The organism is Frankia sp. CcMO1 (assembly GCF_977945845.1).
The window spans coordinates 1-26,572 of sequence record NZ_CDWTMG010000045.1; the positions used below are offsets into that span (position 1 = coordinate 1).

Consider the following 26,572-nt stretch of genomic DNA (forward strand, 5'->3'; position numbering starts at 1 on the left):
CTGCACCAGATGCTGCTGCGGTACCGGTGGAGCCTGGCACCGGGCTACCGGATATCATTAGACCGTTTCCCGCTACCTGTTCCACGGGACGGGCTACCGGTCCAGCTGGAAAAGATTTCCTGACCACCTGACCGACCCTGTCACCCCTCGGGATTCACGTCGGAAAGAAGCGGTACCGCGGGTATTTGCGGCAGTCCGACCGGGCGCAGAAGGCTTCGTTGCCCCGGAGGAGCGCCGGAGACGATGACTTACTCCGCGACGTTCACTCCACCGGCGCGGTCGCGGGCCGGGTGTCTCACCTCATCACCCAAGGAAGTAAGGATATGCCGGCGATCAGCCGTTCGGGCATCATCCTCTTCGAGGACCCAGCGATCCACAGCAGCCACCGCAGCCTCCTGACAAAGGTTTTCACTCCCCGGAAGATGAACGCGCTGGAGCCGAAGATCCGCGAGTTCTGCGCACGCTGCCTCGATCCCCTCGTCGGCATCGACCGATTCGACTTCATCAAAGACCTGGGCGCGCAGATGCCCATGCGCACCATCGGCTACCTGTTGGGTATCCCCGAGACCGGGCAGGAGGCGATCCGGGACCGCCTCGACGAAGGCCTACGGCTGCGGGACGACGAGGATCGCGCCGCGCAGGCGGTGAACTTCGACTGGGAGGAGTTCGGGGACTACATCGACTGGCGGGTCGAGCACCCGTCCGAGCCCGTGCGTGTCTCGTAGCGTCCCGTAAGGCCCGGCGGCCAGCCCCGCTGCCCGCGTGGTGTCCCCGGCCCCGCCTCACCGGCATCGAAAGTCCGTTCCCGTGCGGCTGGGTCCGGCACCCTCCGCCGAGGACGGGGGGCCGATAGGGCAGCCCGGATCGCCACGGGACGAGGATCCAGTTCCTTGGGCGGAACGAGATCTTTCCAGGCGGCGGGTGCGCCTCCTGCCACCCCGGCCGGCGACTACAGCACGTCACCAGCAGTCGTCGGGTGCCCGGGCATCAGGGACGTGCGTTGGCTTCGGTCCTGGCGCGGAGGCCGGGCCGGGCGAGTGCGTGTCGGGAGAGCTTCGAGGGCCACCAGATCTTCGGACCGAGGTCATGGCTCAGTGCCGGCACGAGGACCGAGCGGACCAGAACCGTGTCCAGCAGCACCCCGAAGGCCACCGAGAAACCCAACTGGGCCAGGAAGACCAGCGGGAGGACGCCGAGTACGGCGAACGTCCCGGCGAGGACGATCCCGGCCGAGGTGATGACCCCGCCCGTGACCGCGAGGCCGCGCACGATGCCGCTACGGGTGCCGTGGATGAGGGTCTCCTCCCGGACCCTGGTCATCAGGAAGATGTTGTAGTCGATCCCCAGGGCGACGAGGAAGATGAACGCGAACAGCGGGAAGCCGGGATCCGCGTTGGCGAACCCGAAGACGTGGTTGAACACCACCGCGCTCACGCCCAGCGTCGCGGCGAACGAGAGCACCACCGTCGCGATCAGGAGGACCGGGGCGAGCAGTGCCCGCAGCAGGACGCCGAGCACAAGGAGGATGACGACCAGCACGATCGGGATGATCAGATTGCGGTCGTGGCGCGAGGCGTTCTGGGTGTCGAGATTGATCGCCGACTGGCCACCGACCAGGGCGTCCGCCCCGGGCACCTCCCGGACGACCCGTCGGATCTCAGTGATCGTGTTGTAAGCCTCGGCGGTGTCATAGCGGTAGACGATGGCGGCGTCGATGGCGATTCGACCGTCGACCGGGGCGACCTGGACCGACGCGGGTGCGCAGCCGTCGGGACCCCTCGCCGCCGGGCGCCCGCCGGACGCCGACCGGGCGGCGAGTTTGGGGTAGTCGACCTCCACGCAGACCGAGCCGGGAGCGGTGGCGACGCCGTCGACCTTCCGAACGGCGGCGATGACGTCCGCGGCGGCAGCGGTGTTGGTGATGATGACGGCCGGGGCGCCCTCCCCCTGGCTGAAGTTGGCGTCGAAGATCTCCTGGCCGACGATCGCCTCCGGCCGCCCCGTCAGGCTGTCCGTCGTCGACAGGCCGTCGACTTTCAGGGTGACGATCAGGGACGAGCAGGCCAGCAACACGACCGTCGTGACGATCCAGGCCCACCGGGCCCGGCGGACGAGGCCCCCGGCGAAGCGTGCCCAGAGACCGTGACCGGTGAGGTCGGCCTGGTGGTCGACGCGGGGAATGCGAGGCCAGAAGATCCAGCGTCCGGCGATCACCAGGAACACCGGCAGGAAGATCAGCATGATCAAGGCCGTACAGGCGATGCCGATCGCCGCTACCGGCCCGAGGCTGCGGGTGGAGTTCAGCTCACCGAGGATCAGGCAGAGCAGACCGAGGATCACCGTCGCCGCCGAGGCGATGATCGCCGGAGCGGCGCCCCGCCAGGCCGCAATCATCGCCTGGACCCGGCTGGGGTAGGTGTGCAACTCCTCCCGGTAGCGGCTCACCAGCAGCAGTGCGTAGTCGGTGCCGGCACCGATGACCAGCACCGACAGGATGCCCTGACTCTGCCCGTTGAGGGTGAGGACGTCGTTCTTGGCCAACGGGTAGATAATCAGCGCCGAGACGCCGAGCGCGAGCACCGCGCTGAACAGCGGGAAGAACCACAGCACCGGGCTGCGGTAAACGAACAGCAGGATGCCCACGACGACAAGGCCCGCGGCGAGCAGCAACAGCCCATCGATGCCGGAAAACGCCTCGATGAAGGCGACGAGCAGACCCCCGGCCCGGCCGGGTGCACGGCGAGACCGGCCGGTGCCCCGTCGCGGGCGACCGCGACGACAGCCTTCTCGACGTCGACGAGTTCATCACCCTTGACCTCCCGGCCGCCGTCCTGGGCGACGAGCGGCACGGCCACGGCGGCCACAGCGCCGTTGCGGGCAAACTGGGGCGGCCCGAGCTGACCGGCGTCCACCCCGTGGATCCCGGCGAAGGACCTCACGTCGGCGGTGATCTTAGCTTTGTCCTGCGCGGTCAGCCCGCCCTGGCGATCGTAGACGACGAAGCCGGGAATCGTCTGCACAGAGCGGAACTGCCGCGACGCGGTGTCGACCTTGGTCGACTCGGCCGAGTTCGGGAGGTAGGCGGCGTTGTCGTTCTTCTGGACCTCGCTGAGCTTGCCCTGGTAGGATCCGCCGACGCCGCCGAGCAGGAGCCAGCCGACAGCCAGGACCGCGAAGACGTAGACGATGCGTGGCCGGCGGGCGCGCGCCGGACGGCCACCGGAACCGGCGGGGCCGGAAGCAGAAGCGGGGCCGGAAGCGGAATCCGCCGGGGTACCGTTGCCGTCCCCGGGAGCGTTCCGCACCGCATCGGCCCCGGCGACGGCCGGCCCCGGCGGGAACTGTGCCGCTGGTGGTGCCGGCGCTGGCGGGGATGGTGCTGCCGGCGGGGTCTCCGCCCGTGCCGCCGACCCGCCGCCGCCCCCGACCTCGGACTCGTCCCCGCTGGTCATGCCCGTCTCCCCACGCCGAACGCACATCCTGTCCCAACGATGGCGATTCTGGCGCATGCCACCGACAGAGCCCGTCGGCCCCACCGGCCGACGGGCGAAGAACCGATGAAAACCTTCACGTCAGGGATGTGACCCGCAAGTCCGGGGTGTGACTCGGTGCGGCAAGCGGCTCGTGGTAACCGTCAGCCCGGACCGTCAGCCCCGGCGGCGGCCTGCGCAGCGAGCAGGGTGTTGCGCAGCAGCATCGCGATCGTCATCGGCCCCACCCCGCCCGGCACCGGGGTCAGTTTCCCGGCCACCTCGCGCACCGCCTCGAAATCCACGTCGCCCCGCAGGCCCTGCGGGGTCCGGTGCATGCCGACGTCGATGACGGTGGCGCCTGGCTTCACCGCGTGGACGCCGATGATCGCCTGTTTTCCCGCGGCGACGACGAGCACGTCGGCGCCGCGACAGACCGCCGCCAAGTCCCGCGTACGGGAGTGACAGATAGTTACAGTCGCATTACGTCCCACCAGCAGCTGTGCCACCGGACGACCGACCAGTTCGGAACGACCGACGACAACCGTGGGCGTACCGGACAACTCGACATCGTAGGAGTCCAGCAACTCGATGATTCCGGACGGTGTGCAGGGCCGCAGACCCGGCAGACCCCGGGCGAGCAGACCGACGCTGGCGGTGGTGAGCCCGTCAACGTCCTTCCCGGGTGGGATCCGGCCGACGAGCGCGGCCCCGTCCAAGCCTTCGGGCACCGGAAGCTGCAGCAGGATACCCGACACAGCCGGATCGGCGGCAAGATCGTCCAGGAGTGCCGCGACCTTCTCCTGGGAGGTGTCGGCCGGCAGGTGTTGATGCAGGTCGGCCATGCCGGCCTCGAGGCAGGCCCGACGCTTGCCGCCGACGTACACGGCGGACGCGGGGTCATCACCCACGAGCACGGTCGCGAGGCCGGGCTGGAGGCCGGTCCGGTCGCGGAACTCGGCGACCTCCCTGGCCACGTTCTCACGCACTCTGCGGGCGACGGCCTTGCCGTCGATGATCACTGCGCTCACTATCGGCCCTTCGCGTCACGGTCGTCAGATCATGCCCGGGTTCTACCCGGTCTCCGATCCGGGTCATGCCCGGGTCAGCCAGGCGTCCGGCGCGGTCTCCCCGGCCCCTGGCGCGGTCCCCCGGCGTCCGGCGGAGCCCGAGCGAGCACGCTACGCCAACAGAGCGCACAGGTGCCCAGTACCGTCATACCCACCACCGCGGGGAACCCTCGGGCGCGGGAAACGCCGACGGCGGCCACATTGTGGGGAGCAAGGCACGGTCCAGGGACCGCAGACCGTGCTCAGGTCCCCCAAATTCACCGGGCGACGGTCGGGCGACGACCGGGCGACGGTCGGGCGACGGCTAGCCGATGACCGGGCACAGCCGGTTGGCCGTCACCGGCGGGCCGCTGGAACTCCCGAATAGGCCACGGCGGCCAGCCAGAGACGAACCTCACGCGGGGTACACAGGCGAACGACCCGGTGTCCGGCGTGGTGTTCGGCGATGCTGTCGGCGAGACGGTTGCGGCTGGTACTCGGATATCTCCACAGCCAGGTGAGAAAAGCGAGGTCGAGCCGTTCCGGGCAGCCCGCGGCGAGGTCGGGACGGTTCCGTCCGTGCCACCGTGCCCAGCGTCGCAGTACTCGTGGGATGGTGATCCGCCGCGACAGGTCCAGGAACACGATGAGGTCGGCGGCGGGAATGCGCAGGTCCAGCGTGCCGCCGTAGTTCCCGTCCATCACCCATGCGGGCTCGGCGACGAGGTCGGCGACGACGGACCGCCATTGCGCCGTGGGTGTCTCGACCCATCCCGGTTGCCAGAAGTACCGGTCGAGATGCACGAGCGGCAGTCCGGTCTGGCGCGCGAGCTCGCGCGCCAGGGTGCTCTTGCCCGCCCCGCCGCTGCCGACGACGAGGATCCGCCGGGCGTCAGAGGGCATCGCTGCCGGCGCGGAGTCACGGCTCGTCCCGAGCGCATTCACCCGGTCAGTGTCCCACCGGTGCACCCGGCCTGGTGGTGAAACATCGTGCTTCGTCCCGACCCGACCGCCACCGCCCACCCGACCGCCACCGCCGAGCCGAGGGGGTGAGCCGCCGACGGCGCCAGCGTGTCGTTGATTGACGACGGTAGATCATGTTGCAATCCTCCGGCCTCGGAGAGTTGGCATTGCGTGATGGCTCCACGAACTCCTCCAGCCGGTCGACCGACGTCGGCCGATAACCGTCGATGGCTGACCGTGGCAGCCGGCCAGAGGAGATCATTTCACGATGAACGATCGAAGGACATTCATCCGTGCCGCCACGGTGGCCACGACTCTCGTGCCCTGGTCGCTCGGCTACCTCGGCTCCGCCACCGCGGCGGACGCGGCCACCGCGGCACCGTCCTCCCCACCTGCGCCCGCCCGACCCGCCGTCGTGGACATTCCATCCCCGACCGGGGCCTCCGGTCTCCTCACCGGCGGCAACACCGCAGGCCTTCTCGCGGGCTACTGGCAGACCTCACCATCCGAGCTCAGTGGGTTCGTCTACCGCGGCGGTACGGTGCACGGCCTGCCGGGGAACAGCCGGCCGGCCGCGGTGAGCGAGGCCGGCGTGGTCGTCGGCGAGAACATCACGCGTTACAGCCGGGAAGCGTTCCGCTGGAACCGTGGCATCTATCAGTCGCTAGGATTCCTCGGCGGCACCCCCACCCAGAGCGGGCGGTCCAGTACCGCGGTCGACGTCAGCGACACCGGATTCATCGTGGGGACCAGCACCACCAATACGGGCGAGCAGCACGCCTACCGATGGTCAAACGGCACGATGACGGATCTGGGCACACTTGGCGGACCATTGAGTTCCGCCGTGGCCGTCACGGTGCAGGGAAGGGTGGCGGGTAACAGCCTCACCCGGGAGGGCGCCAGCCACGGGTTCCTCTGGTCAGCCGGCACGATGTCGGATCTCGGGACTCTCGGCGGTTCCTCGACCGTCGTCGCCGACGTGAACAACGCCAGGCAGGTCGTGGGGACCAGCGAGACCTCGGACGGCTATTCCCGCGCGTTCCTGTGGGACCGCGGCCGCATGACCGATCTCGGGACCCTCGGCAGTGACCTGCACAGCGAGGCGGTCGCCGTGAACAGTCTCGGTCAGGTGCTGGTGCGCAGCCTCGGATCGTCAGATGGCGGGTTCCTGTGGATCGCGGGCCGCCGCATCCCGATCACCTCACCGCTCGGCCCGCTGGAGCTTCTCGACCTCAATGATCATGGTGTGGTGTGCGGGACGGCGCCCTCGGGTCAAGGCAGCCACGCGTTCCGCTGGTACCGCGGCCGGCTGACCGATCTGGCCACCCTCGGAGGACCGGTGAGCGCGGGCAACGCCGTCACCCCGAACAACGTCGTGCTCGGTTCCGCGACCACCACGGACTCCCCGTTCCCCCAGGCGGCATTCTGGCCGAACACCGGCTCCTGACGTTCTCAGCGGCCCGTCACAATGGCTTCTCGGTGGCGAGGGGCTTCTCGGTGACGAGGCCGCCGTCGACGTGCAGCCGGCGAGTCACGGCGACCGTGTCGAGCATGCGCCGATCATGGGTGACGAGCAGCAGGGTGCCCGCATAGCCGGCCAGCGCCTGTTCGAGCTGATCGATCGCCGGAAGGTCGAGGTGGTTGGTGGGTTCGTCGAGCACCAGGCAGTTCACGCCGACCGCCTGCAGCAGCGCGAGCCCCGCCCGGGTGCGTTCTCCCGGCGACAGGGACGCCGCCGGCCGAGTGACCTGATCCGGGCCGAGACCGAACTTCGCGAACAGGGTGCGCACCTCGCCCGCCGGCCAGCTGGTCGCCCGCTCGGCGACGGCCAGCGCCGTAGCCTCACCCCGGAACAGGCCGCGGGCCTGGTCGATCTCGCCGAGCCGCACGCCGGACCCGAGTGCCTGGTGCCCCCGGGCCAGGAGGATGCGGCCGAGCAGCGCACCCAGCATGGTCGTCTTGCCCCCGCCGTTCGGCCCGGTGATCACCACCCGGTCCGCCCACGCGATCGTCAGGTCGACCGGCCCCAGAGTGAAGCCCGATCGGGCCACCACCGCGCCGGTCAACGTCGCGACGACATCGCCCGACCGGGGCGCGGCGGCGATCGACATGCGCAGCTGCCATTCCTTGCGAGGCTCCTCGACCTCCGCCAACCGGTCGAGGCGGGACTCGATGGACCGGACCCTGGCCGCGCTCTTCGTCGCCGCCTCGATCCGGGCTCCCTTGGCGGCCCGGTCACCGTCGGGCATCCGCCGCTTCGCCCGCACCGAACCCCGCACCGCCTGCTCCCGCTGGCGTTGCGCCTGGGCGACGAGATCGGCCCGCTGGCCGGCGTACTCCTCGTACCGCTCCCGGGCCTGACGCCGCGCGACCTCGCGGGCCTGCAGGTACGCCGTCCATCCGCCGGCGAAGAGGGTGAGGCCGTGCCGGTGCGGATCGAGTTCGGCGACGGTGTCGATGGTGCGGTCGAGGAACTCGCGGTCGTGGCTGACGACGACCAGCGCCCCGGGCACGCCTTGGACGAACCGCTCGAGCCGTTCCAGCCCGTCGAAGTCGAGGTCGTTGGTGGGCTCGTCGAGCAGGGTGATGTCGAACCGGGACAGCAGGACGCCGGCCAGCGATCCCCGGGCGGCCTGCCCGCCGGACAACGCCGTCGTCGGGCTGTCGAGCGCGCCCGCGGGCAGACCGAGATCGGCGCACACCTCCTCGGCGCGGGCGTCGAGGTCGGCCGCGCCGATCGCCAGCCACCGCTCCAGGGCGACGCTGTAGCGGTCGTCGACCCCAGACGTGCCAGGGACCCCAGACGTGCCCAGGGCCAACGCCTCGGTCGCGGCGTCGAGCTCGGCCTGCGCCGCGGCGACGCCGGTGCGACGGGCGAGGAAGGCCCGCAGGGTCTCCCCGGGGTCGCGGTCGGGTTCCTGGGGGAGCAGGCCGACGTTGGCGGTCGGCGGCGCGAGATCCACCCGGCCCGCGTCGAGCGCCACCTGCCCGGCGAGGGCACGCAACAACGTCGACTTGCCGACGCCGTTGGGCCCCACCACGCCGAGACGGTCGCCGGGCGCGACGGTGAGGGAGACGCCGTCGAGGACGGTCGCCCCACCGCGGGTGACGGTGAGACCGGACGCGACGAGGGTGGCGGACATCTGACCAGTCTGGCGCATGGACGGCGCATCGCGTCCCGCCCCCTGGGGCCGCATCCATCCGGTGGGACCCTACGGTGAGTCCGTACGCTGGGTCCGTGCGGCTGACCGGCGCCGAGGCCCGCATCGTCCGGGCGGGCGAACCCGGACACGCCGCTGCCATCGAACTGCTCATCACCCGATATGACCAGTACCAGGCCGCCCCGCCCGCCGGGCCGGCGATTATCGTGACGGTGGCCCGCTGGTCAGGGTGGGCCTTCTCGACGTAGCCGGCTGTTGACATCGCCGGCCCTCGATACCACCGGCCGTCGACATCGCCGTCAGTGCGGGCCGGTTCCGGTCGTGCCCGGCGCCCGCGGGCGGTCCCAGCCGGGCGGCAGGGTAGCCGGTGTGCGCCAGGACGGGTCCGGCTGGAAGTCGCACCAGGTGCCGTCGAACGGGAACGCCCCCGTCTCGACGAGCCGCAGCAGCCGCTCGCCCTCGGCCCGCACCGCCGCCGCGTCGGTGACCCAGTAGTGCTCGGGAAACGCGAGCCGTTCCGCGAGCTCGTGCTCATCCTTCCACTACCAGGTCCGGTCCGGGGAGACCCACAGGTCGAGGTCGTGGTCGGTCGTGTCCACCCCGACGAGTCCGTCGTGGCGCCAGGCCACGGCAGGTGCCTCGAGATTGATGTACCAACGGGCGCACCGCCCCTGCCGGTCCCAGAACCACCACACCGAGTGCGCACCCGCCGGCGGGATCATCATAAGGATGTTCGGCCCAGGCCAAGCCCTCTCCACCAGCACCGTGGATTGGCGGATCCATTCGGCGAACGGCATGTCGCGCAGGCCGCGACCGTCCGTGCTCAGCTCGACGGCCATCGGGCAGCCGTGCGGGATCCACAGCCGCAGCCCGCGCTCATCGTGGCCGACCACGTGACCCGCGCGGACGAAGACGAGCCGCTTGGTGGTGAACGACCGGTGCACGACCACTTCGCCCGGGACGAATTCTCCTGGAACGAATTCGCCCGGGACGAACGGACCCGCCGGTGCGGCGCCCGAACCGAGCGGTGGCGATGCCTGGGGACCAGCTTGGGGACCAGCCTGGGAACCGGGATCATACGCCACGGGGCTTTCCAGCTTCGTCACCGTCCGACTGTACGGTGCCGTCCTGCCCCGGCGGGCCCCCACCACAACCCCACGACAGACGGGATGGGACGCTCATGACGGTCGATTCCGCCGTCGATCAACCGCCGGCACCGGCCAGCAACTCCCGGACGACAGGCACCATCGGATGCTCCGTCCCCCAGACCCTGAGCAGATCGGCGAGCAGCGCCGAGAGGGTCTCGGCGGCCGACGCCCGATGGCCGGCGCCGAGCTGCAACAGCCCGATCTGCCGTCGCAGCTCGAAGACCTGGGCGTCGTCCGCACCGAACACCCTGATCTCGTCCTCCAGCAGCCCACGAAGCTGTTCGAGCGCCTGGCCGGTCTCACCGATCAGGGCCCGGCAGGTCGCCTCCCGCAGGCGGCAGCGCAGAACCCGCTCGCTGTCCGGAGCGTCCCGGTGGACAAGATCGACGAGAAGCGTGCGGTAGCCGTCCACGGCGCGGCGGAAGTCGCCGCCCTCGAACAGGTGGTCCGCCAGATCGAGACGGAGCGCGAGCACGTCCGCGCTGTCGTGGCCAAGGGCACGACCAGCCCGGTCCACCGCCGCCGCCAGCACACCGGCGGCCTGACTGTAGCGGGAGGCCCGGGCCAACGTCCGAGCTTCGTCCCGGGCACGACGAAGATCAGACCGCCTGATCCCGCCATCGGGCTCCCCGGGCGGCTCAGCAGTGGATCTCCGGGTGGAGGGGGCAGTGTTCGAGGCCGCCCCGCGCGGTACCACCCGGGCCGCGACCGCCGCGTACAGCCGTACCGGGTTGTCCGCGGCGTCGTCGACGGCCCCGGGAAGCGGGCCGAGGCCCACCACGGATCCGATCAACGCCGCGTACACCTTCTCCACGCTGCACGGGCGATCCTCCGGCGCCTTGCGCAGCATCGCGGCGACCAGCTCGTCGAGGCCGCCCGGCACGTCGGCGCGCAGCGACCGCACCCGCGCCGGGACCTCCTCGACCTGCTTGTTCATCACCGTGTAGGACGACGAACCGGCGAACAGCCGCTGACCGGTCAACATCTCGAACAGCGTAGCACCCAGCGCGTAGATGTCGGTGGCCGGCGTGCTCAGGCCGGCAAGCACCTGCTCGGGCGCCATGTAGGCGGGGCTGCCGAGGTGCTGGCCGGTCACCGTGATCTTCGACAGGTTGGTCCGGTCAAGCGCGACGGCGAGCCCGAAGTCCAGCACCTTCACAGTGCCGTCCGGCTCCAGCATCAGGTTCGCCGGTTTGAGGTCGCGGTGCACGAGCGACGCCCGGTGCGCCACCGCGAGCACCGAGGCCACCTGGGCGGCGATCGCGGCGGCCCAGCCGACGGGCAGCGCGCCCTGCTCGGCGACAAGATCCGCCACGCTGAGGCCGTGCACCCGCTGCATGACCAGGTAGGGACGCCCCTCGTGGGTACCCGCGTCGTACACCGCCGGCACCCCCGGATGCAACAGGCGGGCGGTGATGCGGGACTCCCGGATGAACCGGCGGATCAGCTCCTGGTCCGGCTGGCCGTCGGGAAAACGGACGAACTTGACCGCGATCTCCCGGTCGAGTTTCACATCCCGGCCGACCCAGACCTCACCCATTCCGCCTTTGGCCAATGGAACAGCCTCGAGCTCATACCGCCTATCGATCATCCACCGCGCGGCCACCGCGCCCCCGCCCCTTCCCGCCCGATCCCCGGGAACACTACCCCCACCCGGAAACGGCATCGGCCAGGGCATTGTCGGCCGGCCACAGCATTGTCGGGTTGCTGATCCCGGCTGCACCGCGCCGCCTTCACCGTCACCAGGACAAGGCTTCGGCCGGACCCGCGCACCGGGCAGGGGCGTCATTACATGGGACCTGTCGCCCCGCCCCGCAGGCTTCCGTCGGCGATTCCGAGATGACCGAGCCGGACGATGGTCTCGGCCAGTTCCACCGCGTCGCGCAGCGACTTCTCGACCATCGTGAGGCGATGGAAGTCGAGCCCCGGGGAACGCTGTTCGGCCAGCGGGAGAACCGGTATCCGGACCCGCCGCAGACCGGCCGGCGGCGACGATCCACCCGAGCGGCCGGCGGCCTGGGCGTCCGCACCGCCACCGGATCGCCCGTGCGCCGGATGGCCGGCCGGCCGCAGGATCCCGGCCAGGAAGTACGGATCGAGCCGGTCGGGATCGCCCCGCAGGAGCACCACCCGCGGCCCGAGAACGGCACCCGCGTCCTCGACGACCCGGGCCGTGGTCTCCCCCGGCGCCGTCACACAGACGACGTCGCCGGGCCGGAGAACGAGCATTCCGGCCAGTTCCTCCGTCCGGCCCGACGGGCCCCGCCCATGCCGGACGTCGCCCGCGGTGAGCAGCGGCAGGTCACCGACCCCGGCCCTGGTCTGCAACGGGGCCATCAGGACCGTCAACGATCCGGCTTTCGCCAACTCACCGATCGTGACACTCGGCGAAGCCAGCCGGTCCGCCGGTCCGGATCCCCTCGGTGGGGTCAGGAGGGGAACCGCCGAGGACAACGAGGCCACCATCGCCAGGAAATCCTCCCGGACGGCAGGGAACTCACCGACAGCAGGGAACTCACCGACAGCGGTTCTTTCCGGAGGATGGTCGATGTAGCGTCGCGGGCTCACGTCGACCTCGTCGTCGAGGAGGTCCGCAACGCACATCCGCCGGAATCCCGCCGGCAGATCGGCGGTGCCGCCGCCGAACCCGCCGGCGGCGACGAACAACGCCCAGGCCGCTTCGACGACGGCGATCTCACCGTGCGCCAGGCCCAGCAGTACCTGAGCGGACGTCGCCCCGGGCCCGCCGGAACCGGCATCGGGGCCGGCACCGCGGCGGAGCACCCACAGATCCGGGGCCGATCCCGTCGGGAACAGCCCGGGCGGCAGCCCCAGCACGGCGCGCAGTTCCCCGGCACGCAGCAGGTTCGCCCTGATGCGGCGCCCGGCCCGGCGCGACGCGGCGGCCGCCGGCATGATGACCAGCACCGGCGCGCCGTCCCGGGCGTGCGCCAGGCAGTACTGCACCCAGGCCAGCTCGGGTTCCCCCCGCGGTGGAACACCGTGGCGCCACCACGGCGCGCCGAGCAGCTCGTCGTAGCCCCAGGATAGCTGCCCGAACGGCGGGGCGCACAGGACCGCGTCGGCCCGTTCCCCGGCGAAGGCGCCGGGGAGCAGCGAGTCGCCCGCGACGATCCGCGCGTCACCACCCCGCAGCAGCAGTCCGACGGCGCTCACCCGCGCCATCGTCGGGTTGACGTCCTGGCCGAGCAGGCGGCCCGCCCCCGCGGCCCGGGCCGCCTCCAGCAGCCCGCCGATCCCGCAGGCCGGGTCGAGCACCGTGGCGGCCCCCGCCCGGCCGCGCAGGCCGGCGAGGGTCACCATCAGCTCCCCGACCGCCCGCGGAGGCTCCGCCACCTGCCGGGAGCAGACCTCGCGGTAGCGGGCGCGCAGCGCGTCGAAGAGCTCCGCGTGGCCGTGCCGGTCCGCCGCCTCGGCGGCGACCCGGGCGATCGCCACCCACCCGGTCTCCCAGGTGTCGGGGAAACCACCGGGAAGCTCCGGCACGGCGCGGGCGATCGCCGGTTCCAGGGATACCGCCGCCACCGCGTCGCTCTCCCCGAGCAGCGCCGTGGCGCCCGCGGGGTCCCGCTGGCGCTGGATGAGGAACCCCCCGAGATGGCCGGTCACCTCACCGAGGCGCGGATCGTCGACGGCCCCCCGGATCCGCTGCCATACCTGGTCGGCCGCCTCGACCTGGAACGGTCGGTCATGCCGGGTGAGCCAGTCCGCCACGGAGGTCAGCGCGAACAGCGGGCTGGTCGACGTCCCCCCGACGGGTGCGGGAAAGTCGGCGAACCGGCGCCGCCAGTTGCTGACCGCGGCCCGCCCGACTCCGGCCAGCCGGGCGATGTCGGTGGCGGTGACCGTGGCCGTGTCTGTGGCCGTGGCAGCCGCGGAGCTCGCCGTGTCCCGGCCGCTCGTCTTCACGGCAGCCCGCCGAACAGGGCGAGGGCGCGGTCCTGCGGCTCGTCTCCGAGGGGCACGACGAACCGGCGGTCGAGGAAGCGGTTGCCACGCTCGCAGGTCGTCTCGGACACGAACAGGCAGACGTGGCAGGCGGCGCCGTGCAGGAAGTCGGCGGGCGCCGACGGCAGCCGCTCGGCGCACAGTGGATCGGACGAGCAGTGCCGGGCGTCGGCGAGGGCCCGGCGGGTCAGCCGGAGCAGCTGGTCGGGCTCGGCCAGCGACACCAGCCCGCCCAGGGTGCCCTCCGCGTCCGGGACGGCCGTGTAGATGAGGATGCCGCCGCGCGGGTCGCCGTCGTCCCCGGCGTAGATGCGTTCGCTCAGGCTGGCCGAGCTGTAGCCGCACTCCAGCGCGATGGTCCGGATGAGCAGGTGGGACAGGGTGTGCAGGGCGAGGAATCGCTCCCCGGGCCAGCCCTGCATGGGATCGAAGTCCCCGGCGATCCGGTCGGAGTAGCGGTTCACCCGGAATCGGCTGTAGGCGTCGCGGTGCTCGCGCATCGCGACACTGTCCGCGACGCGGCGCGCCCACGGGCCGAGGATCTCCTCGGGCACCCGCAGGAACACGCCCTCGCCGCGGACCTCGCTCGCCGGTACCCAGGAAGCCGGCCCACGGGCCAGCGGCGCCCGGATGACGAGGTCGGGGTCGTCCGGGTCGGGCGCGTCCAGCCGGGTGAACCCGGTCAGCGCCCGTACCTCCCGCAGGCGTTCGGCCTGCACGACGTCGGCGTAGCAGCCGGCAAGCGGCGCCGGCACACCGCCGGGCTCGCGGCGCAGGGCGAAATCGTCGGTGGGTTCGGGGAGGACGGCGGAGGAGAAGATCTCCCACTCCGGGGTGCGCAGATCCGGGTAGGCCCGCTCGTCGTCGGCGTCGGCACCCGGGGCCGGGCCGGTTTCGATCGCGGCGCGATGCCGCTCGACGGCAGCCCAGATCTCCTCGTCCGTCCATCGGGCGAACTCGCGCAGCACCGCGGTCTGCGCGCGCGCCCAGGCCAGCATCGACACCGTGGGAAGACCTTCCAGGGCGGTCCAGTGCTGTTCGACCTTGACCGCCAGCTCACTGGCGCCGGTCCGCGGCACCGACAGCACCGACAGCGTCTGGGCGAACCACTGGTTGGATGCGCCGACGACGAGCAGGCGGGACTCCTGCGGGCACCCGCCATCGGCGAAGGTCCCCAGGTGGGGATGGCGGCCCCGGCAGCGTGGCAGGTGCTCCGCCCCCCGGCGTCCCATGGCCTCCCGGATGTTGCGCCGGGCGTCGCAGTTCACGCACCGGATCTCGACGTTGGCGCCGAGGTTGCCGCCGCGGTCCTCCATCCGCAGCCGGGGATGACTCGCCTTGGCGCACTGCGCGCCCCGGTGCACGAACATCGGGTAGGGGCAGTCGTCGAGATGCCCCGCGGTGCAGGCGAGCACGAAGCGGGCCGCCACCGCGAGCGGCCGGCGGCCGGTCTTCTTCCGCCCGCAGGTGCCGTGGAAGAAGCGGGCGTCCTGGGGCCGGGTCAGCCACGGGTTCTCGAACCCGAACGCGCGGGAGGCGATCACATCCAGCTCGTTGCAGGCGGTGCAGCGCAGCCAGTTCGGGAACGGCACGGTGGGCACGCCGATCCGGGCGCCCTGCCCGCTGCGGTCGCCCGCGTCGGTCTCCGCCCACGGGGCCGGGCGCAGCTCGGTGACGCCCCGGTCATACAGCCGCCGCACGGCGGCGAGCAACCGCGGCTCGACGATCGGCTGGTACTCGGGGACGTTGCGGTAGTCCCAGTCGTCGACGCCGCGGACGATCGCGGAGAAGTTCGGCAGGTCGACGAGCGCGCCGACACCGCTGGTGAACATCAGGTGACTGGGCCGGACCGCGCCGACCCGCCGGTGGAACGCCGTGACCATCAGATGCCCCTCCCCGGGAGCGCCGCGCGGGCCGACCGCGCCGGACGGCCCGCCCGTGCCGCCACGAAGGCCGTCTCCCCCAGCTCGTCCCCGACCGGGGCGGCCTCGTCGTCCACTACCTCGTCATCCCTGCCGTCCGCCTCGCTGCTCCCGATCTCACCGCTGCTCCCGATCTCACCGCTGCTCCCGATCTCACCGGTACCGTCGGCGTCCGGCGGCGCGCCGAACGCCCAGCCCGGCTCGCCGTAGGCGGGGGTGAAGATCTCGGCGGGGCCGGGCACCAGCAGGTTGATCTCGTGCTCAGTCTCCCGCATCGACTGGGCAACGGTGAGAACGTCCCAGCGGACGTGCCCGGCGGGCTCCAGCAGGCCGGTGACCCGCTGCTGTCCCCCGGCCGTGCGATAGCCGATGCGGGACGGGCCCGTCCTCGCCAGCTCCCACCTCTCGATCAGCTGCCGGATCCGTTCCTCGAGGTACTCCCGGCCGCGCGGCCCGGCGACGGCCTCGGCACGGGCCAGCAGCCGGTCGATCACTCCGCTGACCGCCGGGCCGGCGAGGTCCACGCCGTGGGCGTCGACGTTGCGGGTGTTCGCCTCGTCGGCGTGCCGGACGGCGGCGACGAACGTGCCGGTGGTGGTCCGGTCGAGGGAGCGGCGGGTGAACGGGGTCACGAACAGCGCCTCCACCTGCCGGTAGAAGGTCGCGTGGTAGTGCTCGAAGTCCTCGTAGTGGGCGAGATCCCGCGGCCGGGACCAGTTGTACAGGGTGACGACGAGACCCGGGCGGCCGGCGTCCCGGCCGACCCGGGAGGACGCCTGGATGTACTCGGCGGTGTTCTTCGGCCGGCCGATCACGGCCATCAGCCCGAAGCGGGAGACGTCCACCCCGACCTGGAGCATCGAGGTCGCGAGCACCACGTCGACCGGGATCCGGTCCTGGTTGCTCCGGGCGCGAGTGCGCTCGGCGAGGGGGTGCGGTGCCCGCCGGTCCCGCTCCCTGCTCCGGAACGATGCACGGACGTTCTCGGCGACGGCCTCCCGCCGCGCGGAAGTGTCGAGCTCGGGGTCGAAGGGGATCTCCAGGCGGCCCAACACCTCGCTGATGTCCGCCGACGAGACCCGGGAGGTCAGCTCCGAGATCGCGAGCATGCCGGTACCGGTGACGATGCGGTTGGCGAGCCCCTTGCGCCGGCCGTGGGTACGCACCCGGGTGGTGACGTCGTCGTCGAGGTAGCGGCGCATACCGGCGAGCTCGCGGGTGGCGTTGAAGTAGCCGACGAGGGTCAGGTAGGGCTCGGCGGGGGTGCCGTGCCGGTCGAACAGGGTCTGGCCGGCGAGGAGCAGGATCTCGGCGAGGCGGATCTCGGCGGACTTCATCCTCGTCCCGTGCGCGCAGACGCCGAGGTAGCGCCGGCCCGGGGTGGCGGGGGTGACCGGGACCCGCCGGGAGAAGAACGTATCGGTCACGTCGATCACCTGGGGCGGGAAGACGGCGAGGCCGCGGCCGAAGACGCCGAGCACCTGGTCGCGGGCCCGTCTGGTGGTCGCCGTCGAGGCCACGATCTTCGGGCCGGTGAGCGCGCCGGCCGGGACCGGCCAGGTGCACAGCTCGTCGACCGCGCTCTCGAACAGGCCGACGGTGGTGCCGAGCGCACCGGAGATCAGGTGCAGCTCGTCCTGAATGATCAGATCAGGCGGGCGCAGCCGGACGACCGGCTCGCTGGTCACGGCGGGCCGCCTGCCGCGGCTGTGGTGACGCTCGCCGCAGCCGGTGCGGGCGTCGAGGTCGTCGTGGCGGTACCCGTGCCGGGGGGCAGCGTCGGCTCACCCGGCCGAACAGGATCCCCGCCTCGCCGCGCCAGGGCAGCTGGGCGAGCTTATCGACGGTGGCGATGACCAGGCTCGGGGCGTAGCGGTAGATCTCCTCGTCGACGGTGAGCACCGGCAGGCCCTCGTCGGGCGCCGCCCGCCGGGAGAACGGGCAGGCGTCGGCCCCCTCGCCGTTCGGGCAGTACAGCAGCACCCGGCGGAGGTCCTCGTCGACGTGGGCGTCAGTATGGGCCCCGAGCGCGCTGCCGCACCACGGGCAGCTCAGGGTCTGCAGGACGTTGGCCCGCTTGCCGTCGCCGGCCTCGCGCGCCTCGCCGACCTGGTCGCGGGCGTCCTCGAACCGGTTCGGGGACACCCCGCCGCCGACCCACAGACCGATGCGGAACGGCGTGGCACCCCAGGTCGCCGGGTCCGCGCGGCGCTGCACCTCGGCGGCGCAGACCAGGGTGGCGGCCCGCTGGAACTGCTGGGCGGTGAGCAGCCGCAGCGTGTACCGCATGAGGACGGCGACCCCGGCCTCGCCGGAGCGGGCCACGGTACCGGTGCCGACGGTCCCCTGTAGGCGGCGGATCGCGAAGGTGTAGGCGGTCAGGCCGAGGTAGGCCTCGGTCTTGCCACCGCCGGTCGGGAAGAACAGCAGATCGACGACGGCGGTGGCGTCCGCGGCCCGCTCCGGGTGCGCCGGGTCGGTCAGGGAGGGCAGGTTGAGCAGCACGAAGCCGAGCTGGAACGGCCGCCAGGAGGCCTCCCCCGCGCCCCGGGCCCGCACGGCGGCGGTGGCCGCGGCGTAGTCCAGCCCCTGCTCGTCGCGCAGCCGGGCGATCGCCGTGTGCCGGCGCTGGGCGGCCATCGCCTCGTTGGCGAACTGGAACGCGGCCAGCGCCTCGCGGTGGCGCGGCTGGTCCTGGTCGGCGAGCAGGGCGATGCCGGCCCGGATGCGGTCCGCCGCTCGGCGGGCGTCGCCGATCGCCGTGCGGGCGGCCGGGCGCAGCCGCGCCGGCAGGCCCGCGACCTCGGCCTCGCGCTCGTCGAGCCAGGAGGCGTAACCGTCGGCGAGGGGTATCAACCCGCGCCGCAGGGCGGCGGGCCCGGCCACGGCGAGAGTGTCCATGGCCAGTTCGACCCCGGCCAGCGGCGTGCCGGGCCCGGCGGGCGCGACCGTCGCCGGCACGTCGTAGGTGGGCAGCCAGGTGGTCTCCAGCCGGTGGGCGCACCGCTCACCGGGCCGGACGTGCGGATGCACCGCGACGTTGCGACCGGTCGCGTAGCGACGCTCCCCCCGGTACAACAACTGTGAGGTGCAGATCCTCGTGATCAGCGTCGAGGGGCGGCGCGCCGGCGAGCGGCGCGTCGCCCTCGGGGGAACCGGAGCCAGGGCCAAGGCCGGTGCCAGAACCGGAGCCGGACCACTCGTCTTCGGGATCGTCGACGGGCAGGAAGACGGCGCGCGCGCCGTCCAGCGCGGTCACCGACAGCGTCGGCTGGAACAGCCACGCCGTGTCCGCGGACGAGGGCGGCTCCGGCTGGCTGTTGACCAGCGTCAGCTCGACGACGCGACGGGCACCGCGCTCGCGGACGGTGACGACGAGGAAGACCCCGGTCTCGTCGTCGCCGACGAGCGGCATCCGCCGGGAACCGGCGCCCAGGTGATCATCCAGGCGGATCTCCCGGTTCGCGAAGACCACCGGTTCGCGGGTCCACGCGCTGCGCTTGCGGCCCTCGTCGTCCTCCACCTCCCGCTTGGTGTAATGCCCCCAGGCCGCCGTGACGGCGAGGACGTCGACCGAATCCGTGCCGGCGGTTCCGGCCAGCCCGGCGAAGGAGAGTCCCATCGACGACGCCCAGATCCGCCCCCGGTTCTGCGGGGTGGCGATCTCCGGCAGGTCGGCGTCCGCGTCGCCCTGCACGGCCGTCTCCGTGTCGGCGACGACGTCCGCGGCGGCGGCCTCCCGGGCACCGCGCGGAGCCGGCTTCGGCCCGAGCATGCCGACGAGGTACCGCTCGCGCGGGCCCATCGCCCTGGGGTGGAACTGCTCGCGCTCGCCGCTCCACGGGCCGAGCAGATGCCGGCGGACGAGTTCGGCGAAGGCATCCCGGACCTCATAGGACGTCGCCGGCTCGAAGAGCTGTGGTGCGTCGAGGACCTCCGCGGCCGTACGGCCGTCGGCGCCCCGGCCGCCGGTGCCACCCACTCCCCCCCCCGGCGCGGCGGGCGAAGGCGGCGCCCCCAGCGGCCCTGGGACCCTCTGCTGCCCTGGGACCCCCGCGGCACGGGGAACAGCCCGCCCTCGGCCTCCGGCTCCACCACGGCGCGTCTCCCCCCTCGGCATCCGCCGGGCCTCGACGACCCGCCACGAATGCTGTGCCCTCGATTGCCGCGTACTCGGTTCACAGGCTACACCACCGTCATCGGCGACGAAAGCCACCATCCCACCCGGGTCCGACACGTCGGCCGGTAAATTTGGGGGACCTGGGCACGGTCTGCGGTCCCTGGACCGTGCCTTGCTCCCCACAATGTGGCCGCCGCGCGCGGTGCCACCGCGCATGGGGCCACCTCGCGATCAGGCGGACCCGACCTCGTGAACGCTCGCGAGTGTCGATGGTCAGGGAATCCGGGCGACGCCGCCGTACCCGCTGACCTGGGCATCGGTCGGGCCGTCCGGGGTCACCTCGGCCCGCCAGCGATGGACGATCTGCACTCCCGGCTCGACGAGCTCCAGACCGTCGAAAAAAAGTTCGACTTCGGCGCGGGTACGCGTCGTGAGGGGGATCCCCCGCTGCCGGTAGACCTCGACGAGCCGTCCGGCCTCCTCCGGCGCGGCATCGGCCGTGCAATGAGTGAACGCCAGATAGCTGCCCGAGGGCAGGGCGTCGAGGTAGCGGCGGACGAGGCCGTAGGGATCCTCGGAATCGGGAAGAAAATGCATGATCGCGATCAGGGACAGTGCGATGGGGCGGCTCAGGTCGAGCGTGTCGCGTACCTCGGCCGAAGCCAGGATCTTCCCCGGTTCCCGCAGGTCGGCGTTCAGATAGGCGATGCGGCCCTCGGGTGTACCGGTCAGCAGGGCGCGAGCGTGAGCGAGGACGACCGTGTCGTAGGCTGTCGGGTAGTGTGCACGGTGCAGGCCGCGATCAGCACCGACAGCGAGGGTGGGCCAGTGGGCGAGCTAGGTGCCGGATTCGTCAGGGTGTCGACGGGTAGCCAGGACGAGACCTCACAGGTCAAGATCCTCGCTGAGGAGGCTGCTCAGCGAGGGATCACGATCGTCAAGTGGTTTACCCTTCACGGGTACTCGGCGAGCCACGGGGCGCAGGAACCGGCGTTGCGTGAGGCAATCGCTGACATTCAGCGTGGGGACTACACGACGCTTTTGGTAACCGAGTCGTCCCGGCTTGACCGTCGCGACGATTTGGATGCGCAGGCGGAGATCTTGCTTGATATTCGGTCTGCGGGTGGCGACATCATCTCGGTTGCCGAACCCCAGTTCGGCAAGACCGATTTCGCCGGTCGTATCGTGACTCTTGTCGCTCAGCATGCGAATTCCGAGAAGTCCAGGACGGTCAAGCAGACCACGTACCGTGGCATCTCGATGATTATTGCCAACGGCGCGCATCACGGTCCGCTGCCGTCGTTCTGGGCGGTCAAGGGGGAACGCTACGCCAAGCAAGCTTATTGCGCCGACCCGGAATCGGTCAGGGACATTTACGAGCGTGTCGCCAACCGCGAATTCCTGCAATCCATCGCCCGGATTTACGATCATCGGTTAAGAACCTTGTCCGGTTCGCGGCGAACCACACAGGGGTCGAGGAATGCCGGTACACGTATGAGGGTACGACCGAAACGTGGATGCATGAGGTTGGACCGGTGGTCGATTCGCCTCTGTGGTGGCGCGCCAACAAGGTGATTGCCGCGAACCTGACGGACGCCAGAGGGAACAAGGGTGGCCGTCCCGTGGCACAGGCCGCCAACTGGATCAGTGGCGTCCTTCAATGCCCATCGTGCGGTGCGAAGCTGCACCTGAACGCCGGTCGCGCTCCGTCCGGAAACCCGCGCACTCCTAAGCTTCGCTGTGGCGGTAACCCCAAAGCCCGCAAGGCGTGCGGTGTCTTCACCGGCTGTGACGCCCGCCCCATCATTGGCATAATCGATTCTATGTTTTCCAGTGACACGACGCCTATTCTCGCTTTCCAGCGGGTGGCGGGGAACGCGCACGAGCCGGACGAGATGCGGGCAGAATTCTCCCGGCTGCAAAGCCGTTTGTCTGTCACGGAAGACGATGACGAACTCGATGCGCTGGTGGCCACCCGCAAGGCTCTGCGGGTGGCCATCGAACAATTCGCGCTTGTCTCTGACGTGTACGACTACACGGAGATCGGGCGGACGGTCAGCGACATGTGGACCAGCGGCGACACCGACAAAAAGCGGGGCATGCTCCGAACGATCATGGCCTCGTGGGGTCTGACGCTTTCCGAGCATGACGGACAGTGGGGAATCAAGATCGGTACGGGTTTCACGGACACGACCGACGCGGACGGAATCGTGGACCTTGGCAACGGGTTCTGTTTCCGTCGGGAAAGCAGCGCGCGGAACGGAGGTTCAGCCGCCCGTCCGCGCTAGGTGGCCTGTGGGAAGGCCGGAAGGACGAGCACGACCCTTCCGGCCTCCAGATGCCCCAGCACATCAGGAAGCCTGAAATCCTGCACCGAGAGAATCACGACGCTCTCACCACGCGGGAGGAGGTCAAGATCGCTGGGAGTCTTGCGGGTAGGTGGCTGTTCGTCGTTACGCGGCTTGGGCAAGGGGCTGGGAGAAAGCGACGGAGGACAGGACCGCGGCGGCGAGGGGGGCGGCACCGCGTTGCCGATTTGGAGAAGCCGGCTGGTGTTGCTGCCCTGCCACGGGTAGTCGGCGGGAAAGGATTGCAGGGCGCCGAACTCGGCGACGGTCAGGGGGTCTACCGGTCCGGCCCACCTGCCGGTTAGCTGTGCGGTGCGGAGGGCGGTGCGGGCGTAGGTTCCACCCCAGGTGTTCCCGTGGGTGGTGACGGTGAAGGATAGCCGGTCGATGATCCCCCGGCCGATGCTGTCGGCCATGCTCCGCCAGGGTTTCAGCGGCGGCGCATATCGCGGGGTTGTCGCACCATATCGGGTGTGACTCGGCGCGGGCGGGCCGACGCTTTCTTGTGCCCGGGAAGCGAGGAGGAAGGCGCGTCGGCGGGTTTGCGGCACCCCGTACTGTTCGGCGGCGAGGATTCCGGTCCAGGTGGCGTAGCCGCCGCGGCGCAGTTCGTAGGCGAACCGTTCCCAGATCGGCAGGACGGCGGGGACTTCTTCCATCGCGATCCACACCCGCCGCAGCACGCGGGCGAACCTCATCGGCTGGTGAATGAGCCGGCCGCGGGGGTCGGCCAGCCACAGCCGTTTTCCCGCGCTGCTGAACGGCTGGCAGGGCGGGGAGGCGATCAGCCCGGTAATCCCGGCGTAGTCGCCCGGGTGGATGGCACCGACATCGTTTTCAACGGTTGCCAGCCCGGCGGCGCGGCGGGTTTCGCAGGTCCAGTGATCCCATTCGACACCGATTTCGGCCAGGCCAAGCCTGGTGCAGGCCGAGCCCCAGCCACCGGGGCCGGCAAAAAGATCAAGCACAGCCGACATTCCTGCTGTCTCCCCTCACAGCAGAGCGGGCAAAGGCGGTGGATAGTTCAGAAAAAAGGGCGTACGCGGTCAGCACTAACCCCGCAAGGCGATTTCTGGAAAACACGCGGCCGACCACCATGGGTGATGCGTGCGCCGGCTTTCACCGGTGCCCTGCCCGTGGTCGGGATGCCAGCGACCACCCCCGGACCGATCACGCAGGGTAGCGGCAACGGTGCCGGGGCGGCGAGCCGGGCCGGGAGGGGGCCACAGCCCTCGTCCCCCCGGGGTTTCGGCGGTTTCACGCTCCGGGCCGCTAACAGGCAAACGAGCAGGTCAGCGGCCTGTGAGGGGGCTAACAGGGGTGCTAACAGTTAGCGGGAGAGCCGCTAATCGTTAGCACCCCGCGGACCGTCAGGCAACCCGCTTCCGGTCACGTTCCGCCACCGCTGCGGCTAGGTGGCGGCGTTCGATCCCACGCCGGTTGAGGACCTTCCCGGCTATCCGGCGGCCGATCTGCACGGTCTCGATTCCGTACGGTTTGAGAACCATCGCGAGCTGATCGGCACCCCAACCTCCGTACACATCCGGCCGCAGCTCGGCGAGCCGGGCGACAACGGTTTCTGACCACACCTTGCCCTCGCCCCCGGGCACCACGGACAGAATGTCGTCCAACAGCGACGGTGCCGATTCCGGCGGGGTGCTGTCCCCGGCGGCCTGCCCGGACAGCCGGCCCGCGGCGATACGGGCTTCCCGCGCCCGCTCGGCGATCTCGTCCGCGATCGGGGCATCGATGTACGCGCAGCGGACAATCATCGGGTCGTCGCTGGCGCCAACCAGATAGCCGATACCCTTGTCCGACGGCCGCAGCGTCGTTGCCTGAATCCCGTTCTTATACATCGACGTCCCCAAGATCATATCGTTTTCGACCTGGCCCATGACCCGCAGACAGAACCTGATCGACACATTCGATGACACCCCGGTCGGCAACGAGGCGGCATCCGGCCGCTGCGTCGCCAGAATCAGAATCACCCCGAGCGCCCGGCCCAGTTTGATAATGTCCGTGGCCAACTCGCCGGCTTCCTTGCCGTAGGCCGGGTGCGCGAACAGGTTCTGGCACTCGTCCACAATCGCGACCAGCGGATGCAACCCGTACGACCACAAACCGGCGATCTGCCGGGTCACCTTCCCATCCGGGCACAGGTCCTTCGGTAGCCGTTTAATCGCCGCGGCCCGGCGGACAATCTCCGCCCGCAGATCCCGTAACGCTTCCAGCACGATTTCCATCGTGGAGTCGTCCAGTCCAGAGGCATAACGGGCGGCGACCTTTTCCGCCGCGTCCAGATCGGCGGTTCCTTTCAGGTTGAACACCCACAGCTCACAGGTGGGGTCGAGTGCGCAGCCGAGCATGAGCACCCGCACCGCCGACGTTTTCCCCGCCCCGGGCAGCGAGCCGACCAGCACATTGTTTTCCGACAAGAGAATACTGACCGGCCGCCCGCGCGGGTCGGAGCCGAACGGCACCGGGGCAAACACGTCCGTCACCCCCCACCGCGTCAGCGGCCAGGCAGCGGCCGGGGCCTTGGACATGTCCTGATCCCCCACCCACAGCACCAGCCGGCCGGCGTGCGCGTCGTGCCCGGCCTCCGGCCACACGCAGCCGATCGGGCGGCGCAGCCCGGACGCGAGCCGTTCCCGGCGTTCCAAGACATCGGACACCGTCACCCCATAGGGAAGATCGACCTCGGCGCGCCAGCCGGGACCGTCCCGCATGATCGGGGAGGGGAAGGTGATCCCACCACCCTCGCGACGCGCCTTGTTGATCTCAGCGATGCCCAGTGCCCCCAGCGCGCGGACGACGATGTCCGCGGTCAGCCGGCCCACCCGGGTCGGGACCACCGCCGGACTCATCAGCGGCCGGTCCGCCGGCGCCCCCAGCACCCCGAGCCCGCCGACCACGGCGACGCCCAGCAGCAGACGCACCCCGGCGGGGGCGGCGCTCCACCACCACACGGCCAGCGCGAGGGCAGGAAAGCCGCCCAGGACGGCCAGGAACGCCCGCGCCCGGGTCCGGGTGTCATGCAGACGGGCCAGCCGCAGATATATCCCGGCGTCTTCCTGGCGGACCGAAGCGGCGATCACCGGCCGGGCGTCGGTGTCGGCCAGCCAGCCCACCACCGCGCCCAGCAGCCGACCGGCGCCGCGCGGGGCGCGGCCGACCAGCCGGGCGGCGTACACCGGCACCCGCACCGCGTGGTAGACCGCGGTGTAGGTGTAGTGGCCCACCGCCCAGCATGCGGCCACGCGCAACGCCGCCCACGAGCGCAGCCACCCCGGGACGATCGGCCGCCGGACACCCGGGCGCGGCTCACCCACCCCCGGCCGGGGAAGCGGAGACGGATCCACCGGCACCAGCGCCACCCCCGCCACCTCCCCCACCGGCACCGGCGCAGGCCGGGCGGGGAGCGGACGGCGGTCCCTCGGCTGGTAGGGGGCCAGATCGGCGCGCGCCGTCTCGACATCCGGCACCCACCCGCCAGACCAGCCAGGCAGGCGAGCCCCCACGGACGGGCCGAAGGAATGATCGGACAGGCCGGAGGGATCGCCGGACGGGTCGGAAGGATGCTCGGACGGGTCGGAGGGATCGCCGGACGGGTCGGAGGATTCACCGGGCGGCAGAGGACTGCGATCGGACATGATGGAAGTTCCCTGTCTGCGTGGGGAACCCGGGGCGCGGTGTCTGTCGTGGCGGTCAGGAACCGCGCCCCGGGGCGAACTCAACGGCCAGGCGGAATACGGCCGAGACGGCGTTGCGCCTCCTCGCGGCGTTGCGCTTCCTGGCGGCGTTGCGCTTCCTGCAGGCGGCGGACATCACCGATGTCGCGCTGTTCCTCGGCGAGCCGGACCAGCAGCAACACCAACAGGCTTCCATCGGTAAGCACGAGCGCCACCAGTATCATGATGAAAAAGAACGTCATCATTAGATCCTTTGTCCTTTCCGCTACACGCCGATGGCCGACACGACGTTGATCACCTGGTTGACGATCTGCTGGATTGTCGGGGCCAGCCCGGAGGAAGCCAGATAGAACCCGAGGACGATGCACAGCAGCGCCGACGCCAGACTCAGCCGGTAAGACCGGACGAGGACCACGACCGCGAACGACAACAACAGAATGATCGAAATACTCACCATGGGACAGGGTTTCCTTTCCTGTACGGGGTGCGGGCTAGTCGTTCGGGTCGGACCCGTCGCTGCCAGCCGGAACATCCTCGTTTCCGGCGTCGTCGGCCTCATCGACGTCGTCAACGTCGTCGATGACCTCGGGGACCTCTGCGTCGGTCATGTGGGGATGGGCGGGCACCGGATCCATCCCGGCCGGAACAGCCCACGTGTTATACGCCTGCCGCCACACCTCCCGCGTCCGCCTATGCCACGTGCCAAGGAGTCGAAATGAAATAACTTGCG

Annotated in this window: 20 protein-coding genes and 3 pseudogenes; 5 read left to right on the forward strand and 18 right to left on the reverse strand. The window is 70.9% G+C overall.

Going from position 1 to position 26,572, the window contains the following annotated elements; genetic code table 11:
- Positions 1-344 precede the first annotated feature (344 nt).
- Positions 345-707, forward strand: a pseudogene (locus AC08OU_RS08495) (cytochrome P450); the annotation flags it as partial.
- A 280-nt stretch (positions 708-987) separates the two neighbouring features.
- On the opposite strand, the pseudogene AC08OU_RS08500 reads toward AC08OU_RS08495, so the two are convergent.
- The 3 genes and pseudogenes from AC08OU_RS08500 to AC08OU_RS08510 all read right to left on the reverse strand — a co-directional run bounded on the left by AC08OU_RS08500 (position 988) and on the right by AC08OU_RS08510 (position 5,464).
- A pseudogene (locus AC08OU_RS08500) lies at positions 988-3,452 on the reverse strand (MMPL family transporter).
- A 182-nt stretch (positions 3,453-3,634) separates the two neighbouring features.
- Positions 3,635-4,501 (reverse strand): bifunctional methylenetetrahydrofolate dehydrogenase/methenyltetrahydrofolate cyclohydrolase FolD, encoded by an 867-nt coding sequence (gene folD, locus AC08OU_RS08505; RefSeq protein WP_462187447.1) that lies wholly within the window; start codon positions 4,499-4,501, stop codon positions 3,635-3,637.
- 375 nt (positions 4,502-4,876) lie between these two features.
- The gene (locus tag AC08OU_RS08510; protein ID WP_476599738.1) at positions 4,877-5,464 is read right to left on the reverse strand and encodes a P-loop NTPase family protein; all 588 of its coding nucleotides are present in this window, start codon (positions 5,462-5,464) and stop codon (positions 4,877-4,879) included.
- Positions 5,465-5,750: 286 nt separating this feature from the next.
- Here AC08OU_RS08510 and AC08OU_RS08515 point away from each other — a divergent pair, with 286 nt between their 5' ends.
- Complete coding sequence (locus tag AC08OU_RS08515; RefSeq protein WP_476599740.1) at positions 5,751-6,929, forward strand: HAF repeat-containing protein; 1,179 nt, start codon at positions 5,751-5,753, stop codon at positions 6,927-6,929.
- 16 nt (positions 6,930-6,945) lie between these two features.
- Here AC08OU_RS08515 and AC08OU_RS08520 read toward each other — a convergent pair whose 3' ends face one another.
- Positions 6,946-8,625, reverse strand: a complete 1,680-nt coding sequence (locus tag AC08OU_RS08520; protein ID WP_476599756.1) for an ABC-F family ATP-binding cassette domain-containing protein — start codon at positions 8,623-8,625, stop codon at positions 6,946-6,948.
- A 74-nt stretch (positions 8,626-8,699) separates the two neighbouring features.
- Here AC08OU_RS08520 and AC08OU_RS08525 point away from each other — a divergent pair, with 74 nt between their 5' ends.
- A complete protein-coding gene (locus AC08OU_RS08525; RefSeq protein WP_476599742.1) occupies positions 8,700-8,891 on the forward strand; it encodes a PNPOx family protein in 192 nt (63 codons plus the stop codon).
- 51 nt (positions 8,892-8,942) lie between these two features.
- Here the strand turns inward: AC08OU_RS08525 and AC08OU_RS08530 are convergent, their stop codons facing one another.
- From AC08OU_RS08530 to AC08OU_RS08570, 9 genes are all read right to left on the reverse strand, one after another.
- Entirely contained in the window at positions 8,943-9,113 is a 171-nt protein-coding gene (locus AC08OU_RS08530) for a hypothetical protein (RefSeq protein ID WP_476599744.1), read from the reverse strand.
- 72 nt (positions 9,114-9,185) lie between these two features.
- Positions 9,186-9,749 carry a ribonuclease FAU-1 family protein gene (locus AC08OU_RS08535; protein ID WP_476604599.1) on the reverse strand — a complete coding sequence of 188 codons (564 nt, stop codon included), beginning with the start codon at positions 9,747-9,749 and terminating at the stop codon, positions 9,186-9,188.
- A gap of 97 nt (positions 9,750-9,846) precedes the next feature.
- Positions 9,847-11,331, reverse strand: coding sequence for a serine/threonine-protein kinase (locus AC08OU_RS08540; RefSeq protein ID WP_476599748.1), 1,485 nt, complete (start codon positions 11,329-11,331; stop codon positions 9,847-9,849).
- A gap of 248 nt (positions 11,332-11,579) precedes the next feature.
- Positions 11,580-13,721, reverse strand: a complete 2,142-nt coding sequence (locus tag AC08OU_RS08545) for an HsdM family class I SAM-dependent methyltransferase (protein WP_476599750.1) — start codon at positions 13,719-13,721, stop codon at positions 11,580-11,582.
- Complete coding sequence (gene drmB / locus AC08OU_RS08550) at positions 13,718-15,643, reverse strand: DrmB family protein (protein ID WP_476599752.1); 1,926 nt, start codon at positions 15,641-15,643, stop codon at positions 13,718-13,720. Before drmB ends, AC08OU_RS08545 begins: the two co-directional genes overlap by 4 nt.
- Positions 15,643-17,370, reverse strand: coding sequence for a helicase-related protein (locus AC08OU_RS08555; RefSeq protein ID WP_476604600.1), 1,728 nt, complete (start codon positions 17,368-17,370; stop codon positions 15,643-15,645). Before AC08OU_RS08555 ends, drmB begins: the two co-directional genes overlap by 1 nt.
- Positions 17,333-18,763: a hypothetical protein gene (locus AC08OU_RS08560; RefSeq protein ID WP_476604601.1), complete on the reverse strand. Its 1,431-nt coding sequence runs from the start codon at positions 18,761-18,763 to the stop codon at positions 17,333-17,335. Before AC08OU_RS08560 ends, AC08OU_RS08555 begins: the two co-directional genes overlap by 38 nt.
- Positions 18,690-19,664, reverse strand: coding sequence for a hypothetical protein (locus AC08OU_RS08565; protein ID WP_476601741.1), 975 nt, complete (start codon positions 19,662-19,664; stop codon positions 18,690-18,692). The genes AC08OU_RS08560 and AC08OU_RS08565 overlap by 74 nt, the downstream gene beginning before the upstream one ends.
- 411 nt (positions 19,665-20,075) lie before the next feature.
- Positions 20,076-20,597, reverse strand: a complete 522-nt coding sequence (locus AC08OU_RS08570; RefSeq protein ID WP_476601747.1) for an SAM-dependent methyltransferase — start codon at positions 20,595-20,597, stop codon at positions 20,076-20,078.
- Here AC08OU_RS08570 and AC08OU_RS08575 point away from each other — a divergent pair.
- Together AC08OU_RS08575 and AC08OU_RS08580 are read left to right on the forward strand one after the other, a co-directional pair.
- Complete coding sequence (locus tag AC08OU_RS08575) at positions 20,547-21,377, forward strand: recombinase family protein (RefSeq protein WP_476604602.1); 831 nt, start codon at positions 20,547-20,549, stop codon at positions 21,375-21,377. The genes AC08OU_RS08570 and AC08OU_RS08575 overlap by 51 nt on opposite strands.
- On the forward strand, positions 21,338-22,090 hold the full coding sequence (locus AC08OU_RS08580) for a hypothetical protein (protein WP_476601743.1): 753 nt from the start codon (positions 21,338-21,340) through the stop codon (positions 22,088-22,090). The genes AC08OU_RS08575 and AC08OU_RS08580 overlap by 40 nt, the downstream gene beginning before the upstream one ends.
- On the opposite strand, the gene AC08OU_RS08585 is transcribed toward AC08OU_RS08580, so the two are convergent.
- The 5 genes and pseudogenes from AC08OU_RS08585 to AC08OU_RS08605 all read right to left on the reverse strand — a co-directional run.
- On the reverse strand, positions 22,087-23,127 hold the full coding sequence (locus tag AC08OU_RS08585) for a DNA cytosine methyltransferase (RefSeq protein WP_476604603.1): 1,041 nt from the start codon (positions 23,125-23,127) through the stop codon (positions 22,087-22,089). The two genes, AC08OU_RS08580 and AC08OU_RS08585, sit on opposite strands and share 4 nt — an antisense overlap.
- A gap of 393 nt (positions 23,128-23,520) precedes the next feature.
- Positions 23,521-25,803: a cell division protein FtsK gene (locus tag AC08OU_RS08590; RefSeq protein ID WP_476604604.1), complete on the reverse strand. Its 2,283-nt coding sequence runs from the start codon at positions 25,801-25,803 to the stop codon at positions 23,521-23,523.
- An 80-nt stretch (positions 25,804-25,883) separates the two neighbouring features.
- Entirely contained in the window at positions 25,884-26,084 is a 201-nt protein-coding gene (locus tag AC08OU_RS08595) for a hypothetical protein (RefSeq protein ID WP_476604605.1), read from the reverse strand.
- A gap of 23 nt (positions 26,085-26,107) precedes the next feature.
- Complete coding sequence (locus tag AC08OU_RS08600; protein ID WP_462189029.1) at positions 26,108-26,299, reverse strand: hypothetical protein; 192 nt, start codon at positions 26,297-26,299, stop codon at positions 26,108-26,110.
- A gap of 34 nt (positions 26,300-26,333) precedes the next feature.
- Positions 26,334-26,572: pseudogene (locus tag AC08OU_RS08605) on the reverse strand (hypothetical protein); the annotation flags it as partial.